Annotated in this window: 9 protein-coding genes; 3 read left to right on the forward strand and 6 right to left on the reverse strand. The window is 42.4% G+C overall.

Annotated features, from left to right (window positions below; translation table 11 throughout):
* Together ABTV71_RS17005 and ABTV71_RS17010 are read right to left on the reverse strand one after the other, a co-directional pair.
* Nucleotides 1-1,383, reverse strand: a complete 1,383-nt coding sequence (locus tag ABTV71_RS17005; RefSeq protein ID WP_433900386.1) for an FAD-dependent oxidoreductase — start codon at nucleotides 1,381-1,383, stop codon at nucleotides 1-3.
* 79 nt (nucleotides 1,384-1,462) lie between these two features.
* On the reverse strand, nucleotides 1,463-2,737 hold the full coding sequence (locus tag ABTV71_RS17010) for an MFS transporter (protein WP_433900387.1): 1,275 nt from the start codon (nucleotides 2,735-2,737) through the stop codon (nucleotides 1,463-1,465).
* Between the two features lie 158 nt (nucleotides 2,738-2,895).
* Between ABTV71_RS17010 and ABTV71_RS17015 the strand changes: the two genes are divergently transcribed.
* The gene (locus ABTV71_RS17015; RefSeq protein WP_121125150.1) at nucleotides 2,896-3,660 is read left to right on the forward strand and encodes a DeoR/GlpR family DNA-binding transcription regulator; all 765 of its coding nucleotides are present in this window, start codon (nucleotides 2,896-2,898) and stop codon (nucleotides 3,658-3,660) included.
* Between the two features lie 57 nt (nucleotides 3,661-3,717).
* Here the strand turns inward: ABTV71_RS17015 and ABTV71_RS17020 are convergent, their stop codons facing one another.
* Entirely contained in the window at nucleotides 3,718-5,475 is a 1,758-nt protein-coding gene (locus ABTV71_RS17020) for a RagB/SusD family nutrient uptake outer membrane protein (protein WP_433900388.1), read from the reverse strand.
* A 7-nt stretch (nucleotides 5,476-5,482) separates the two neighbouring features.
* On the reverse strand, nucleotides 5,483-8,527 hold the full coding sequence (locus ABTV71_RS17025; protein WP_433900389.1) for a SusC/RagA family TonB-linked outer membrane protein: 3,045 nt from the start codon (nucleotides 8,525-8,527) through the stop codon (nucleotides 5,483-5,485).
* A 402-nt stretch (nucleotides 8,528-8,929) separates the two neighbouring features.
* Here ABTV71_RS17025 and ABTV71_RS17030 point away from each other — a divergent pair, with 402 nt between their 5' ends.
* The gene (locus ABTV71_RS17030; protein WP_433900390.1) at nucleotides 8,930-10,024 is read left to right on the forward strand and encodes a metallophosphoesterase; all 1,095 of its coding nucleotides are present in this window, start codon (nucleotides 8,930-8,932) and stop codon (nucleotides 10,022-10,024) included.
* A gap of 719 nt (nucleotides 10,025-10,743) precedes the next feature.
* The gene (locus tag ABTV71_RS17035; RefSeq protein WP_121125145.1) at nucleotides 10,744-11,784 is read left to right on the forward strand and encodes a linear amide C-N hydrolase; all 1,041 of its coding nucleotides are present in this window, start codon (nucleotides 10,744-10,746) and stop codon (nucleotides 11,782-11,784) included.
* 950 nt (nucleotides 11,785-12,734) lie between these two features.
* Here ABTV71_RS17035 and ABTV71_RS17040 read toward each other — a convergent pair.
* Nucleotides 12,735-14,933 carry a hypothetical protein gene (locus ABTV71_RS17040; RefSeq protein WP_433900391.1) on the reverse strand — a complete coding sequence of 733 codons (2,199 nt, stop codon included), beginning with the start codon at nucleotides 14,931-14,933 and terminating at the stop codon, nucleotides 12,735-12,737.
* A 101-nt stretch (nucleotides 14,934-15,034) separates the two neighbouring features.
* Complete coding sequence (locus ABTV71_RS17045) at nucleotides 15,035-16,243, reverse strand: DUF4998 domain-containing protein (protein ID WP_433900392.1); 1,209 nt, start codon at nucleotides 16,241-16,243, stop codon at nucleotides 15,035-15,037.
* Nucleotides 16,244-16,253: the final 10 nt, after the last annotated feature.

The following is a 16,253-nucleotide window of genomic DNA, read 5'->3' on the forward strand; positions in this document are numbered from 1 at the left end:
TCAGACGACCGTTTCATTTTCACCAAGATATGCCCCTTCGGCAATCAGTTCCCTACGAAGCTCATCAACATTGATTTCAGCGGGAGAAACACCTTTACGAACCGCGATTTTAGCAGCACGTCCGGCAGCCTCCCCCATGGCCATACAAGGAGCCATTACACGAATCGCAGACATCGCCTCATGCGTCGTAGAAATAGATCGCCCTGCCACCAATAGGTTTTTAATATGTGTAGGCAACAACGAACGATATGGAATATCATAACTGTCCCCACACCAGGTCAAGGTACAGCCTCCCCCTTCAGGATGATGGATATCGAGCGGGTAGCTCGCTACTGCAATAGCATCGTCAAAACGGGTACATGCTAAAATATCATCGGCCGTAAGCACATATTGGCCTACAATACGCCTAGTCTCCCGAATTCCCAGAAAGGGAGCCATTTTAGTAAATTTAGCCTGCTCGAATCCTGGAACGAATTCCACTAAATAGCGCTGAATCTCTTCGACCTGTTTGCGCCCTTCTATTTCTCCAAATGTCAGACTGGCCGGATTTGTGCCGTCCACCCCATTCACGCGGGACATATTGACCCACACCTCTCCTTCTCGGAGCCCTGTGATTAATATCGTGCGCTCAACAGGCAAATGGTACCCCGCCAATCTCGCTTTCTCCATCACGCTGCGTAATCCAACGACGATAAACTGGTTATTCTGCCCAAAATATTCAGCGGGAATAAAATCCGTCAGATACGTCCGGGGTTCTTCGGCAATGGACATACGCAGTTTTTCGGTATCAACACCCCCCATGCAAAACATCAGTGTCGGTGGCTGCGCCCCACCAGTTTCATTCCCCTGCTCACAGGCAACCCCTGCCCTAAAGGCCACATCGGCATCACCTGTACAATCGATGATTGTCTTTGCGAGAATTACTTCCCGGCCGGATTTGCTTTCAATGAACACTCCTTTGAGCACATCGCCCTCCATCACCACGCCTGCCGAAAAAACATACAGCAGGACTTCTACTCCTGCCTCTTCCAGAACTTTTAAACCAATATTTTTAACCGCTTCGGGTTCTACCAACGTAAGACTCATGTGCAATGGACAAGGACGGTGTTCCGATGCCGCATCCACAGCTTTCAACCTATCGATAAAACGCTGTGGAAGACCCTTGATGATCTGATTCCCCTTTTGCCCAAGAAAGCCCAAAATTGGTAGACCGATCGTCATATTGCCACCAACAAAACTTCTGTTGTCAATCAAAGCCACTTTCAGACCATCCGAAGCCGCAGCCTGCGCCGCAATAATACCTGCAGGTCCTGCACCGACAACCAATACATCGACCTCCATTCTTACCGGAACCTCTCTTGCAGGTTCACTAATCTTTTTCATACTGTTCATTTCTATAAAAATTTATTTCACAAACTACATAAATACGTTAAACACAAACAAAGACGAACGTCAAGGAATTTTATACGACCAACGATTCGGCCCGCTGCTGCTCCGCGACCACGGGAAGCTCTTTTTTTACCATTGTCCATAGGATCAATACCGCTAAAGGATGCATAAATGCCATGATTATAAATACGGTGCCCGCACCTACCGAACCCAGCATCTGTCCGACGAAATAATTAAACAGGACCGCCCCCAGGGCACCAAAACCGCCAGCAATACCCAAAACAGAGGCAACATTAGCCACAGGAAATGCCTCAGCAATCACCACACTGACCGTAAACAACCAACTCAGACACGCTATAGCCACTAATCCAAAAATGAGCAACGTAAGATAAGGATTAGCAATATAAGTGGTGAGGCAACAGAGCGGAGCCAGCAGCGCCACTGCGGTTAACATAATCTTGCGTGCCAGAAGTGGGTCTTTCCCTCTCCTTACCAGTCTATCAGACCAAGCCGATGTCCCGATAGCACCTAAATCTGCCAACAGAAATGGTATCCAGCCAAACATTCCAATCTGAGCCAAGGTCAAGCCCGATTCTTCCTGAAGATAACCTGGCAACCAAAACAAACAAAAATACCAAACTGGATCACTTACGAATCGGATCAACAGAATCCCCCACAACGACTTTCTGCCCCACAGTTGCCTCCAGGTAAAGGCCGAGGACGATTGTTTAGGTTCAACCGTATTTTCCTCAGCGATGGCAGCGGGTGGTTCAATGTAAATCACAAACCACAGCAAGGCGATCACCAGGCCAATTACGCCCGCTACAATAAAGACCGTATGAAAATTGTAGGAAATTGCCAGCCAGGCAACCATCGGCGGGGCAATGATAGCCCCTATTGAACTGCCGGCTATGCAAAGGCTATTGGCAGTAGCCCGCATCTTGCCCGAAAACCAGACCGTAATTACCTTTAATTGCGCGGGGAAATTAGCAGGTTCGGAAGCGCCCAGCAATCCACGAAAAAAAAGAAAAGAACCAAAGGTGCGCGAAAATCCACCACCAAAACAAGCAAGAGACCAACCCAGAATACCGATTAACATCACCCGTCGTTCGCCAAACCGATCCACAAGCCAACCGGAGACCGGATACATAAGCGCATAGAACAAAGTAAAAACATTAATAACCAATGCATAGCCATCGTCCCCAAGACCATACTCCGCTTTTAGCATAGGTTTTAAGATAGACACAATCTGGCGATCATAATAATTGAAGACAATTGCCAAAAATATAACGAGAATAATTAACCAACGCCTATACAGCGGAGCAATCGGAAGGACAAACTTGGACATAAATAGATTGTGGTTTTTTTCTTTTATTTTGATTAATCAAATTTATAACAAAAAAAGCAAAATAAAACATTTTTAAATAAAAAAAAAGATAATTTAACATTTAGAAGCTTGAAGTTTAATTTTCAACACAGTATATTTGCCAATAAACTTGTAGCATTATGAAAAGTATAACAGAGCGACACGAATTCATACTCAAGAAACTTAAAGAAAAAGGAAAAATTTCCATCGATTGGTTAAGCAGAGCAATGGAAGTCTCCAGCGTAACGATTCGTAAGGATCTTAAACTTTTAGAAGATAAAAACCTTTTATTTCGCACAAAAGGTGGCGCTTCTGCCTACAATCCCTATGCGGGAGATCGCCATATCATGGAAAAAGAATCCATCAATAGCGATGATAAAGAACGAATAGCCAAAGCTGCGATTAAACTGATCAAAAACAACGACTCGATCATGATCGGCTCCGGCACCACTGCCTATGCCCTGGCAAAAAATCTAGAAGCTACACAGCATCTGACAGTGATCACTCCTGCGCTTAAAGTCGGACTCGAACTTAGCAACAAGAAAAACATCGAAGTCTTACAGCTGGGCGGGCTGATCAGGCCAAATTCATCCTCGGTAGCCGGTCACTATGCATCAAGATTGCTCGACGAAGTAAGCTGCAGTCTTCTTTTTCTTGGCGTGGATGGTATAGATATCGAATTCGGCATTTCAATCAGTAATCTTTCCGAAGCAACCCTTAACCAAAAAATGCTTGAAACATCTCAAACTGTCATTGTACTGGCAGACAGCAGCAAATTTGGAAAGAGAGGGCTCGGAAAGGTATGCAACATTGAAGACATCCATTATATCATCACCGACAATAAAGTCTCCGAAAGTGATGTCAAAAATATAGAGGAACTCGGCGTAAAAGTAATCATTGCTTGACCAGGAAGAAGGCCTTTAGGTTTAAACAGCTAGAGGCCTTCTTTTTGAACAGCGCTTTTAGTATCCAGGATTTTGTTTCAGATTCGGGACCATCACAATTTCGCTTTCGGGTATCGGCCAAAGTTCATCCTTATTTATTTTAAAAATAACATTCTGAACACCAAAAACCTTATTCGCCAACGCTGTATTGTAAACCGGCGAAGCGTTATCGTCGATTTTGGTCAGGACTGCCGAAGTCCACTTATTTGCATCGCGGTTAAGATAAAGATTACCATTCAAAATCTGATTGGCAATTCCCCAGCGGCGCAGATCATACCACCTGAAGCCGTCGCTAGCGAGTTCGACCTTACGCTCATAACGGAGTGCTTTCCTTAATTCGGCCTGACTAAGACCGGCTTTAAGTACCGGCATATGCGCCCGAAGACGTATCTGATTGATGGCATCGTACACCGAATTATCAATCTTATTCGCTTCTATTTTAGCTTCTGCATAGATCAAAAGCAATTCTGCATACCTAAAAAGCCCGATATTCAGATCACTTTGCCCATTGACGGAAGTCGTTGCAAAATCTTTGATATCCACATGTTTCCGCCACAAATAACCGCTATATGACCGGGCAGCATTAGACTGGTCTGCATTAGCCACAACGGCCGGCTTATCGCTGGTCCCGTTTAAAACAGGCCAATAATTTGACACATTTTTAAACGAGCTGTTCATTTCAAATTGATAGCCAAGAAATCGAGATCCGGGCCGCACACAATACATATCCAATCTCGGATCCCTATTCGCAAAAGGATTGGAAGCATCATATTCAGTAGATTCGGTAATCGAAAGACCGTCAGAAGCCTGAAAAGAGTCAATGAAATCTTGCGTTGGACCCCAATAAGCCACCCCTCTACCAAGGCGTGAAGCCGCATAATATTGCTGATTATGCACATTGCCGGGAACATTGATATTATATTCCATGACCCAGATCCACTCTTTACTGCTCTTGAACCCCTCATGTCCAAAAATATTGCTCACATCAGGCTCGCCCGCAACATGGTTCTTGCCAGCATAATTTATGCTTTCATTGAAAGGAGTCAGCTCATGCAATCCGTTTGAAAGCTTAATCGCCTGATCAGCTGACGCTGCGGCAAGATCAAATTTACCCGCATAAAGTGCAACCCGGGCCTTTAACATATAGGCGGCAACACTGCTCGCTCTTACTTTTCCGTAAGCGGACTGGTTAACAGGTAAAGCATCCGCAATAGCGGTCAGCTCCTCAATGATCCATTGCCTAATTTCAGCAGCATCCGTTTTGGCAATATTCGCCTCTCCTAAAGGTACATTTTTAGTCAATAAAGGTACTCCCCCATACAATTCAATCAATTGCGAATACACGTAGGCACGAATAAAACGGAGCTCTGCATCCAATTGCTTCAACTTTTCGGGCGGAATCTTTCCTTGTAATCCCGGCAATTTATCCAACACCAAATGCACCCGAGCAAGTGTTTTATAATGTGCTGTCCAAGGTTTCGTAGCCAAGGCATTATCAGTCGTATAGGAGCTGGTTATGCCAGGCGTATAATTATTACCCGGACGTGCATAACCGATATCCGTAATATTGTCCAGCACATGCAAAAACGGTGTGCTGCTCGCATCCAGGAGGGTCAGCGCCTTGTAAGCCCCCAACAACCCATTCTCAGCTTCCGTTTCATTGCTTGGAAACGTACCCGTGGCCGGACCGTTCAGCGGTTCTTTATCCAAATTACAGCTACTAACCGTTGCAGCCAGCAGCGCTATACCAAAATATATTTTTATGCGATTCTTCATGTTTTCATTAAAATTTAAAATCAACACCAAACGTGTACACTTTTACCTGCGGATAGAAATTACCATCTCCCAATGAAACCCCTTCACTAGCTCCCGCATTGTAATTGATTTCAGGATCATATCCTTTATAGAAATTGGTTTTCGTAAAGAGATTTTGTCCATTAACATACACAAACAGCCCATTCAATTTCAATTTAGCTAATAGATGCTGTGGAATTTCATACCCCAATTGTATATTTTTAAGCCGGAGATAAGCTGCACTCCGCATCCAGAAAGTGGAGTTTTGCGTATTGTTGGTCGAAGAATGCGACAAGCGCGGCAATGCAGCATCCGGATTGTCTACCGTCCAGTAATCGGTCTGCCATTCCTTGACAGCACTTGCCATTGCCAGCGGGACAACATAATGCGAGCTCAGGTAGCCATCCGCTTTGGCCACTCCCTGCACAAATGCATTCAGCCGAAGCCCTTTGTAACTCAGATCCAGATTTACACCATAGGTATAACGTGGAATCGTATTACCAATGATCAGTTTATCACTTTCATTGATTTTGCCATCCGGTATCGGGTTACCAGCCCCATCGAATCCTCCCGCGATATCCTTATAACGAATGTCACCCGGCTGCAGCGTTCCGAACTGGGCAGGACCGTTTTTGATTTCATCCGCATCTTGGTAATAACCATCAGCCACATAGCCATAAATAGAATTAATCGAATATCCAGTCTGCTGACGTAAAAATGTCCCCATCGTTGTATTGCTCATATCCAGGATTTTGTTCTTGACATCAGCTATATTCCCACCTAAACCGAGCTTAAAATCCCCAAATTTCTTATCATAACGAACAGCAAGTTCCCAACCTTTATTCTGCACCTTGCCTGCATTCTGAAACGGTCCGGGAAGTCCATGTACGGCAGGTATATCAAGTTTGAGCAAAATCCCATTGGTCGTCTTGCTATACCAGTCGAAAGTCAGGCTAAAATTCTTAAACAATACCGCATCGAGCCCTGCCCCACTCATCGTCGTAGATTCCCACACCAATCTTTCATTAGCCATTTCATTCTGCGATACCAATGGATACAATTGTCCGCCCATGGATATACTTCCCAAGGCCAGCTGCGAGGCGAAAGGGTAATAAGAATCACCGATATTCTGATTTCCGAGCTTACCCCATGAGCCTCTTAATTTAAGCTGATTGACCGCTCCTTTTAAACTTTCCATAAAGGGCTCCTCGCTGAGGCGCCAGCCCGCAGAGAAAGATGGAAATGTGGACCATCTGTTATTTTTAACAAATCTGGAACTTCCGTCGTGCCTGATGTTCGCTTCAAATAAATAGCGATCTTTGAAGCTGTAATTCAATCGGCCAAACTGAGATATCAGCAGCCACTCATCAATTGTACTGCCATTATTCTTTGTTGCATTGTCAGCCCCGGCATTTAAAACCTCATAAGTGTCATACATAAAGTCCCGGCGGTAACCCATCAAAAACTTTTCATTAAAAGACTCCCGGGAGGTCCCCACCATCATTTTAAAACTATGGTCTCCATAAGATCTGTCGGCCGTTGCCGTCACAAAATAGCTCCCAAAATATTGCCTGTAAGAACGCTCTGTAAGATCTGTTGTCGTATTGGCCGAGCCAGCTGAAGCCCCATTTACATCATATACTTCTACCATTTTGGTAAACTGATGCGTATTTCTCGTTAAATACCTCGGCGCGATTGTCCCCAGGAGGCTAAGCCATTCCGTAGGTTTATAATTCAGGGATAGATTCCCAATAAATTCCAGGTTGTTCGTATTATTATTCCCGCCCTCTTCGATCTGCGCTACAGGATTATTTTTTACCCAACCCTCAGCCCATAGTCCATTGGGATGGCGAATAGGCAAATCCGTCGGCATGCGGCCCAAGTAATTCCATATCGTTCCTTCACCGGCAATCTGCTTTCTATTTTTATTGGTCACTGAGAGATCCATCCGTACCGAAAATTTATCACTTGGCGTAATGTCCATATTATTACGGAAAACATAACGTTTAAACCCCGTGTTCTTGATGAGTCCGTCCTGCGTGGAATAACCAAACGAAGGTGCTACACGAATAATACCGCTATTTGCAGAAAGACTCAAGAAATGGTTTTGTGTAAAGCCAGAGCCCTTTAGAATTGCCTTTTGCCAATCAAAATTATCCGGGTCAGCGGCATATAATTTGCGATATTCCTCCATGGCCTCATCCGTATAAGTAGGCTGATTTCCATCATTGCGGTTCGCCTCGTTAAACATACGCATATACGTGAGTCCGTCGGCTACCTTAGGGATAGCAGTAGGATCCTGCATACCGATATAACCCTTATAGTCTATAGCCAACTTGTCCTTCCCTCTTTTTGTCGTAATCAAAATCACGCCATTGGCAGCCCGCGAACCATAGATAGCAGAAGAAGCAGCATCTTTGAGCACAGAGATACTTTCGATCAGATTGTAGTCAATATTATCTATCGATCCGGCCACACCGTCTATAATCACCAATGGAGAGGAATCAGAACCTCCAAAAGAATTAATTCCCCGGATCCGGATCTGTCCGCCATCGCCACCCGGAGCGCCAGTCTGCGAGGTCACCGTCACACCCGGAGCCAACCCCTGTAAGGCCGATGAAGTCGAAAGATTAGGCCGGCGTTCGAGCTGACCACTTTCGATAACAGAAACAGCCCCCGTTAAATTAACTTTCTTTTGTGTACCATACCCAACCACAACAACCTCTTCGATGTTGGTCGCACTTCCCTCCAGTACAATAGCTAAACTAGCCTGCCCCTGATAAACAACCTCCCGCTGTGCATACCCGAGCATGGTGACAATTATTGTATCCCCATTTTTTACGTTTAAACTAAATTCACCATTGTCCAACACAGCCGAAGGACCGGCAGCACTCCCTTTAACCTTAACGGTCGCCCCTATTAGCGGATGTCCCTGCGCATCAACGACACGACCCTTCATGGCGGCCTGCTGTGCCAAAGCCATGCTTATAGGCATTGCACATAGTAACGCAGCCAAACGAAATGTTTTATTCATTTTGATTATATAAGAATTATAGATTTTACTATTCATACCACTGAGATTATCCCGATCCAATTGGTTATTATGAAACTTAGGTATATGTTATTCAACAATATTAAACATTAAAATTTATTATAAAAAATAAAATACAAACAAATTTAATATATTTAAACATATTTAAACATAAAAATAAACATATTTAAAGATAATTTAATATCAAATTAACATGAATTGCCAATGGAAAATCGCAGCTATTATTCGATAAGGAAGCATAAGACAACAATGTTAGCTCATAAACCGAACTACCATACACCTTTCATCTTGTAGAGAGAAAAAAAGATTTTTAAACAAAAAAATACAAGCTAAATTCAGCTAGGTGTAAATCATATAAAAATTCTAGATTTAATTTTTTTCACAATGAGAACCATCATCAAAAACAGTCTGCTATTCTTTTACCTGGGGTATTTTATAACAGCAGCAAAAAGTCAGTCAACAGGCAATCATTTTCAGCAGCCGACGCTGAGCGACCAAAAATCATGGTCCATGGTACTGCTTCCGGATATACAGAACTATACAAAGTTCAAGCGGAATCAACCTATTTTGGATATCATGATGAACTGGATTGTTGAGCATCAGGAAAGAATGAATATAAAAATCGTGCTCTGTACCGGTGATCTAGTGGAACATGATGATATCATTAATCCTAACCGGGCAAAAATGGACCAAACCGGAAAACAGCAATGGGAAGCCGCAGCAAAAGCTTTTGCTAAATTAGACGGAAAAATACCCTATATTACAGCGACAGGAAACCACGATTATAATATATTCAGCTATACGCACAAGCCAAAAACCACCCATTTTCCACGTTATTTCCCTTCAGACAAAAACAGCAAAAACCTGGAGCTGCTGCGGGATGTCACCGAAAACATATACGGCGATCCGAGTTTAGAAAATGCAAGCTACGAATGGCGCTCGCCACATGGACAAAATTTTCTTTTTCTATCGTTAGAATTTGCTCCAAGAGACACGGTATTGGGATGGGCCAGATCAATAATTAACCGACCAGCATACAGCAATCATCAAGTCGTCCTTTTAACACATTCTTATTTAAATTATAAAAACGAGCATATTGAAAAAGAAAAATATGATCTTGATGACGCCAACTATGGCAAATCCGTCTGGAAAAAACTAGTCCAACCTTCCAAAAACATAGCGCTGGTATTTTCGGGCCATATCGGCGCTGCCAATGATATAAAAAAGCACATCGGTTTTCGCATTGACAAAAATTCCGCTGACAAAAAGGTAAACCAAATGACCTTTAATGCCCAGGCACTGGGCGGCGGACATCAGGGCAGCGGAGGCGATGGCTGGTTACGGGTCCTTGAATTTCTTCCGGATGGCAAAACCGTAAAAGTAAAAACGTTCTCGCCTTTATTTGCACTTTCAACCTCCACACAGGACATGGCCTGGCGCAAAGAATCTTTTGACGAATTCGATATTCAATTGGAATAAATAAAAACTAGAAATAAATACTCAGTATCGCCACTCTATGTGCGCGAAGCCTAAGAAACATAGATCTTTAATAACGTCTCCCTACCTAGGGACACGTTATTTAGTTTCGGCTAGTCGGACACCTTCGCATTGAATTTATCCTCATATACCTTGACGGTATCCGGAAATGCTAAAGCTTCTCATACTCTTTAAAACGTTCAAAGCTTATTCTTCCAATTATTGGATTTTTTCTGACATGCCTTCAATGAAGCTACGGCTTTGTTGTTGTTCAAAGTGCATTAAATTAAATCAAATTTAATTTTATTTAGTTCGAAAACAAAAAACGACAATAAAAGGTTTATTACAAAAATGTCGGTTTTCTTTATTGACAAATAGCGGTTCTTTTTCATAATTATTTATTGCTTATTAACAAAAATAGAGTATACTTTAAAGCCAAAGCCTAACTCTTAATTTGTGTTTAATGAGCCTACGTATATGCCGGTGCATATCACAACGAAAACACACCCGGACCGACAATTGGCCGTGAAGGCAACTATTTATTGAGCGGAACAGATGGCGGTTATCGCGAACTACACCTTACCGGAGCCGCAGGTGACGTTGGCTATGGAATTAATATTGGCCAAGCTGAGGCAAATACAGCATATCAAATACGCTGTGTGAAACAATAAATTATATGAATTACAGAAGGTAAATATTTTTAAACACAAAACTTATAAAAAATGAAAAGATGCTTTATTGTTTTGCTATTTCTGTTTTGCTTTGTATATCGCAAAACCGATGCATGCACAAGGGTTGTATATAAAGGCCCCAATCAAACCGTGCTCACCGCAAGGAGTATGGACTGGCGGGATGAAATACCCGTTAATTTATGGGTATTTCCAAAGGGGATGCAACGGAATGGCGAAGTTGGCCCCAGTTCTGTCAAATGGACTTCGAAATATGGAAGTGTCATTGCTAGCGCCTGGGACATGGCTACAACAGATGGTCTGAATGAGGCCGGTCTTGTTGCCAATGTGCTGTGGCTCGCCGAATCCCAATATCCCAAATTCGATCCAAAAGGACAGAAGCCCGGGCTGAGTATTGCGGCATGGGCACAGTATGTGCTGGACAATTATGGTTCGGTCGCGGAAGCCGTAGCGGCACTTAGAAGAGAATCATTCGCCTTAGTAAGCGACTATATCCCAGGCACTGAACGATTTACAACACTTCATCTGTCACTATCTGATAAATCTGGTGATAATGCCATATTTGAATACATCAATGGCCGGCTCGTGATACACCATGATCCGAAATATGTCGTTATGACGAACTCGCCAGTTTTTGATGAGCAGCTGGCACTCAATAATTATTGGCGGGGAATTCCCGGTACCATCATGCTCCCTGGGACAAACCGTGCTGCAGACCGATTTGTGCGGGCATCCTTTTATATCGATGCGATTCCTCAGACCGATGATGTGAGGACATCGATTGCCAGTGTCTTTAGCGTGATTCGAAATTGTTCTGTTCCCTATGGCATTTCTTCCAAGGAGGAGCCTAATATCTCGTCTACAAGATGGCGTTCTGTAGCGGATCACAAAGATTTGGTATACTATTTTGAAACAGTGACCACTCCAGGAACTTTCTGGATAAATCTAAAAGATCTGGATCTGAGCGAGAAAGGTAAAGTTCTTAAACTTGATGTGGAGCAAAACAAAACCTATACTGGATTGAGCAATGCGCACCTTAAGAAAGTAGAACCTTTTAAGTTCATCGGACTATAATCCAATAAAATCATCCAAGGTTATTTCATCTAAAAACAGTTGGGTTAAATAGCCATTGGATCGATCAGCAAAATAAGGAGTTATTGCATTATATATATTTATTAACTTATTTCAAAAACTATGTCAGAAGAAAAGTTATTACAAACATTAATACGAGCTCAAGACGAAATCTGTGTGACTATTTCTGTGAACACACACCGCACACATCCTGATAATCTGAATGACAGAATAAAGATTAAGAACTTTACCAAAGAAGCAATCGACCGCCTTTTGGAAAAGTATGATAAAAGAACGGTGTCAGAACTGCGAGGCTTCAGTCATATTGGGTTTCATGTTTAGGTCAAAAAAGAAATATTGCCCTTCTTTATTTGCTCTACAATCTATCCTAATAGGAGCCCTAGCACCGACTAATTCAGAGCAGCCTTTAAACAATGAACGCCGTGTATTTCTATTTTCATCGCTAAATGCACAACGAAAAACCTGGCGCATGATTCCGAATTGCTCAATGTAGCTTCCTTGCATGATCTGGGACTGACGCCCCATTATGGCAGCAAAGATCTATATCAAGGCCGATGTCTGCGCTTTTATGATCCCCAATTTTAAAAGAAAAAATTTCTGCGATTGCATTCTGCACTCGTCATGGAATGCGCGGGAAGTCTTGAAGAACTGAAATTAAATCTGCTACTTCTCACTGCAAGCTTTACCTCTTCCAGCAACTTAGGCCTTATATGTAGTTTCTGTCCGTCAGACCGAGAATTTGCCTAGCGCTTCCTTCAGATTCCACCTCGCGAAGGACACCCTTGCATTCGGCTAATATTTCCAACTGTAATGGCATGTCCGGGACTTGCACCCTAGAGTTATCGCCCATGCCGGGCGCACAGCGTTAGGCCTAATTTTGTCTAAAATTAGGCCTAGAACCGAAATTAATATTTGAGAAAGAGATATCTATATTATTTTACTTTTTGCAATTTGCAAAGTAAGGCGTCACGGACATTTACATGAAGTGAAAACGACTGTTCCTTCTCATCTACTTTTCCAATCCTCGTTCCTGTAAAAAAATCTATAATCTCATAATTCCCGCTTTCTAGTCCAATTTTTTTTCGATCAAATACTGCTTCAAACGGCCTCTCCTCATCAAAATTAAAAGCAGAAACAAGCAGGTCTTTATCTTTAAGGTAAAAGCTAAGCTGTTGATCCATGCTCTCACCCACAGATAATTTTAATGGCATAAAAGCTTTCGGAGCTGCAAAAAAATTTGTAACGGCAGAATTATTGAGGTATTTCTTTGCTCTTTCGGAAGACAATTGGTCGCGGTAATCTGAACCATCTCCTAAGATACTTCCCATGGTGATAAGCGAGATCAACCGTGCCTTTACCTCATTCTCATTTAAATCAGGATGTTTTTGAAACTTACGCATGACCAGGTTGTCCATGTTTGTATATGGCCACAATGTTCCCTGCACCCACCCCATATGGGAGGCAGTTATCATCGATGCGGCGGTACTTCCATAATGTGCAAAACCCGGTTGACTATCACGAAGGTGGGAATGGACATCAGTGGAAACAAATCTTGTATGTGCATATTGATGTGGAAACATCGGTGAAATAGCCATACTAATAAAAACATCATTTCCCATGATAGAATCAGCCAGATGCTTAAAGAGTTTCATACCATAATTATACGCCTGCATACCGCTCCTTACCTTGGGGTCATACCATTTTACAGCTTCTAGAGATCCTGCTGTCAGGAAATCAATCTTAATAAATTTCGCACCAATGGTATGTGCTTTTTCTATTTGGTTGATCATCGACATCCTTGTTGCCGGATGAGTAGGGTCCATTGGATACGCCCCCCATTCGCCATCTTTAAATGGAATTGGGCGATTTTTATCATCGCGCAGAATAACTTCTCTTAGTGGAACTTTAGTCCCCGGCAATAAAGCATTCTCAATATTATTACTCCATGTCCAAAGCGAAAATGGGCTACAGTAAAATCCTATTTCCTGTCCTGCACTCCGGGCATAATCTCCTATCTTTTTTAATACTTCAGTCGAATAAATTCCTTGATCATACGAATCGATACTAATAACCGGCCTTCCCTCTTTATTCCATTGATCCATTCCTTTGATAAAGTCAATGGTCTGATAAACGCCCTGCGGCATCATTACGCCCTCATGACCAAGTACGCCCTCGACACTAAAGCTATTCCAGTACATCGGTGCATTCCCCTTCCATTGTAAACTGCCATTCAACTGTACCTCAGCTTTCCCAAAATTTATATTGGATAGCCGAAAATCATTGGACGATTCAATAAAGATTAATGGAGACCGTAACTCTTTAGCCAACATTGTCCCATGGGGCATAACATCATGTGTGCCGTCATTACCACCGAAATTTGCTGGCAATAAGGGATTATCTGGCCTAGCAGCTCCTCCAAATACAATAAAATTATCGAGCTCGCCTTCATCCTTCCCCGTTAGATAACGAATTCCCGTCTTCCAAAATTCATGTTCAAGACTTCCCACAACAAGACCTTTATATGTCTCTGCATCGTAAATCATAGTGAGCTCATGGCTGACCCCATCCAGCACTTTTTCATTACTTGGCCAGATCTGGGGAAGTAATTTGCCCCAGTTATCGTTGTCAAAGGGTAGATCGACTAGCATGGGCTTGGCCCAAGGAAATATTGACTTGCCACCAGATGAACTCATTGTACATAACGGACTAATATTGCGCGTTTCCAATATTTGCCCATTTTTGCTTACTTCCAAGCTGACCTGTAGATGTTGTTTACCTTGATATACTTCAAATATTTGCCTTAGGGACAATCCATCGCTATCACTATGTGTGAAAATTAGACGTCTGCCACTACCCCAGCTATTGCTGATCGCTTGCTGGGAGATTTTATGTACGGGCAATGATGAACTGGTTTTTAATCCTTTAGATAGGAGATCAACATAGGCTATTGTATTTTGTAAACTAACACCATTTTCATAGCTATAATCGACCGTTCCAGTTTTCAAATTAAAAAGCAGTTTTCCATTTGGGATCATCCACGATATCACATCATTTTTAACGTCTTCCGGCATCTTACAATGCACCTTTGCACAAAGGCAAAGTAGCATTAATACTATAATATTCTTTTTCATCTTTAGCTTCTTTCCATCGGTTAAATGGATCGTTCTCTATTTTTATAAATTAATCGATCAAATACTTTTTTCAATTATATTGCTATCATCCGAAGAATTAATTACTCTTTCCTAAATGGGGTAATTTCGAGAATATGCACATAATTAGTTCCGCCCCATGTTTCTAGAACCCTAAATCGGAGATACCTGAAAGGCTGGATTTCATTTGGAAATGTATAGTCATCTCCTTGTTCTGCAACTTTCCTGTCTTCATCACTTACAGAGCCTACAGGAAGACCAGAAGGTTTCCTGGTCATAAAGTCTGCAAGTTTTGTCCAGGATCCCCAGCTTCCATCACTTGACGGATTGTTGCTTCCCCATACTTCAAAGCGTTTGGGATTGCCATAGTTATATAAACCCGAAAGGCGCTGCCAAACTTTCAAACGGGATAACTCATACTGTTCGCCCATATCCAAAGTAAAAGAAAGTGGCAAATCCCTACCCGGCGTGTGATAGCCCGGTTCACCAAAGTTGTTGTCCCAAAGATTGGTAATTACCCATCCCCAATCAGGCCCGGCATCATTAGGAAGATTAAATTCGTGGAATTTCGTTTTATCAATAGCAATCGAACGCCGTATCTCAGGGTAAACTTCACTTGCCAATACGAAAATAGTGTCGATGCCATTATCTTCGGCAAGATAACCGGACTTGTAACTGACACTAGATCCAAACCTAAAATCTGGAAGCTCTATGCTGTTTTGTTTTTGCGAAAGGCGGACAGTTTTCTCTTTCCCAGCATTGTCACTATAGCTTATCTCTGTCACGACATTTAAAGTATCAGGAGCATTAAAATGCAGCAGGACCTTATTGTCTTCGTTTATACTATAGGGATTTTGTCGGTTTGGAGATCTATTTAACAATAAAGACTGAAAATTTGTTCCATATACCCTTACATTCTGAATCTGTTGACCTATGGATGCATTCCCATCACGGTCATATGCGCGAATGGAAAAGCTATAAACATACTCTGTCAAATCAGGTATAACAACCTGAATACTATCTATTGGGTTATGCGTACTGGCCGCTACCTGTACAGATTTATTCCCATTCTCCCAGTTTACAATATAATAGGCAATGTTGGGATCAGGACTTGGATTCCAAACCAGTTTGGTCCTGAAGTGTCCTGCATAATAACGCAGATTACGCGCTTGGCCAGGGTATACGATTTCTTTATTGTCCAAATAATTTTTATAATCATCGGCATATTTATCACAGGACATTTGAACCAAAATGGTCGACAACATCACAAACGACAACAGTAATCTTTTCATGATTTAATTT

This window comes from Sphingobacterium puteale (assembly GCF_050986225.1).
Taxonomy (GTDB): Bacteria; Bacteroidota; Bacteroidia; order Sphingobacteriales; family Sphingobacteriaceae; genus Sphingobacterium; species Sphingobacterium puteale.

Excerpts from the sequence above, each read along its gene's own strand:
- ABTV71_RS17005 (WP_433900386.1), bottom strand. The coding sequence starts at position 1,383 with ATGAAAAAGATTAGTGAACCTGCAAGAGAGGTTCCGGTAAGAATGGAG.
- ABTV71_RS17010 (WP_433900387.1), bottom strand. The coding sequence starts at position 2,737 with ATGTCCAAGTTTGTCCTTCCGATTGCTCCGCTGTATAGGCGTTGGTTA.
- ABTV71_RS17015 (WP_121125150.1), top strand. The coding sequence starts at position 2,896 with ATGAAAAGTATAACAGAGCGACACGAATTCATACTCAAGAAACTTAAA.
- ABTV71_RS17020 (WP_433900388.1), bottom strand. The coding sequence starts at position 5,475 with ATGAAGAATCGCATAAAAATATATTTTGGTATAGCGCTGCTGGCTGCA.
- ABTV71_RS17025 (WP_433900389.1), bottom strand. The coding sequence starts at position 8,527 with ATGAATAAAACATTTCGTTTGGCTGCGTTACTATGTGCAATGCCTATA.
- ABTV71_RS17030 (WP_433900390.1), top strand. The coding sequence starts at position 8,930 with ATGAGAACCATCATCAAAAACAGTCTGCTATTCTTTTACCTGGGGTAT.
- ABTV71_RS17035 (WP_121125145.1), top strand. The coding sequence starts at position 10,744 with ATGAAAAGATGCTTTATTGTTTTGCTATTTCTGTTTTGCTTTGTATAT.
- ABTV71_RS17040 (WP_433900391.1), bottom strand. The coding sequence starts at position 14,933 with ATGAAAAAGAATATTATAGTATTAATGCTACTTTGCCTTTGTGCAAAG.
- ABTV71_RS17045 (WP_433900392.1), bottom strand. The coding sequence starts at position 16,243 with ATGAAAAGATTACTGTTGTCGTTTGTGATGTTGTCGACCATTTTGGTT.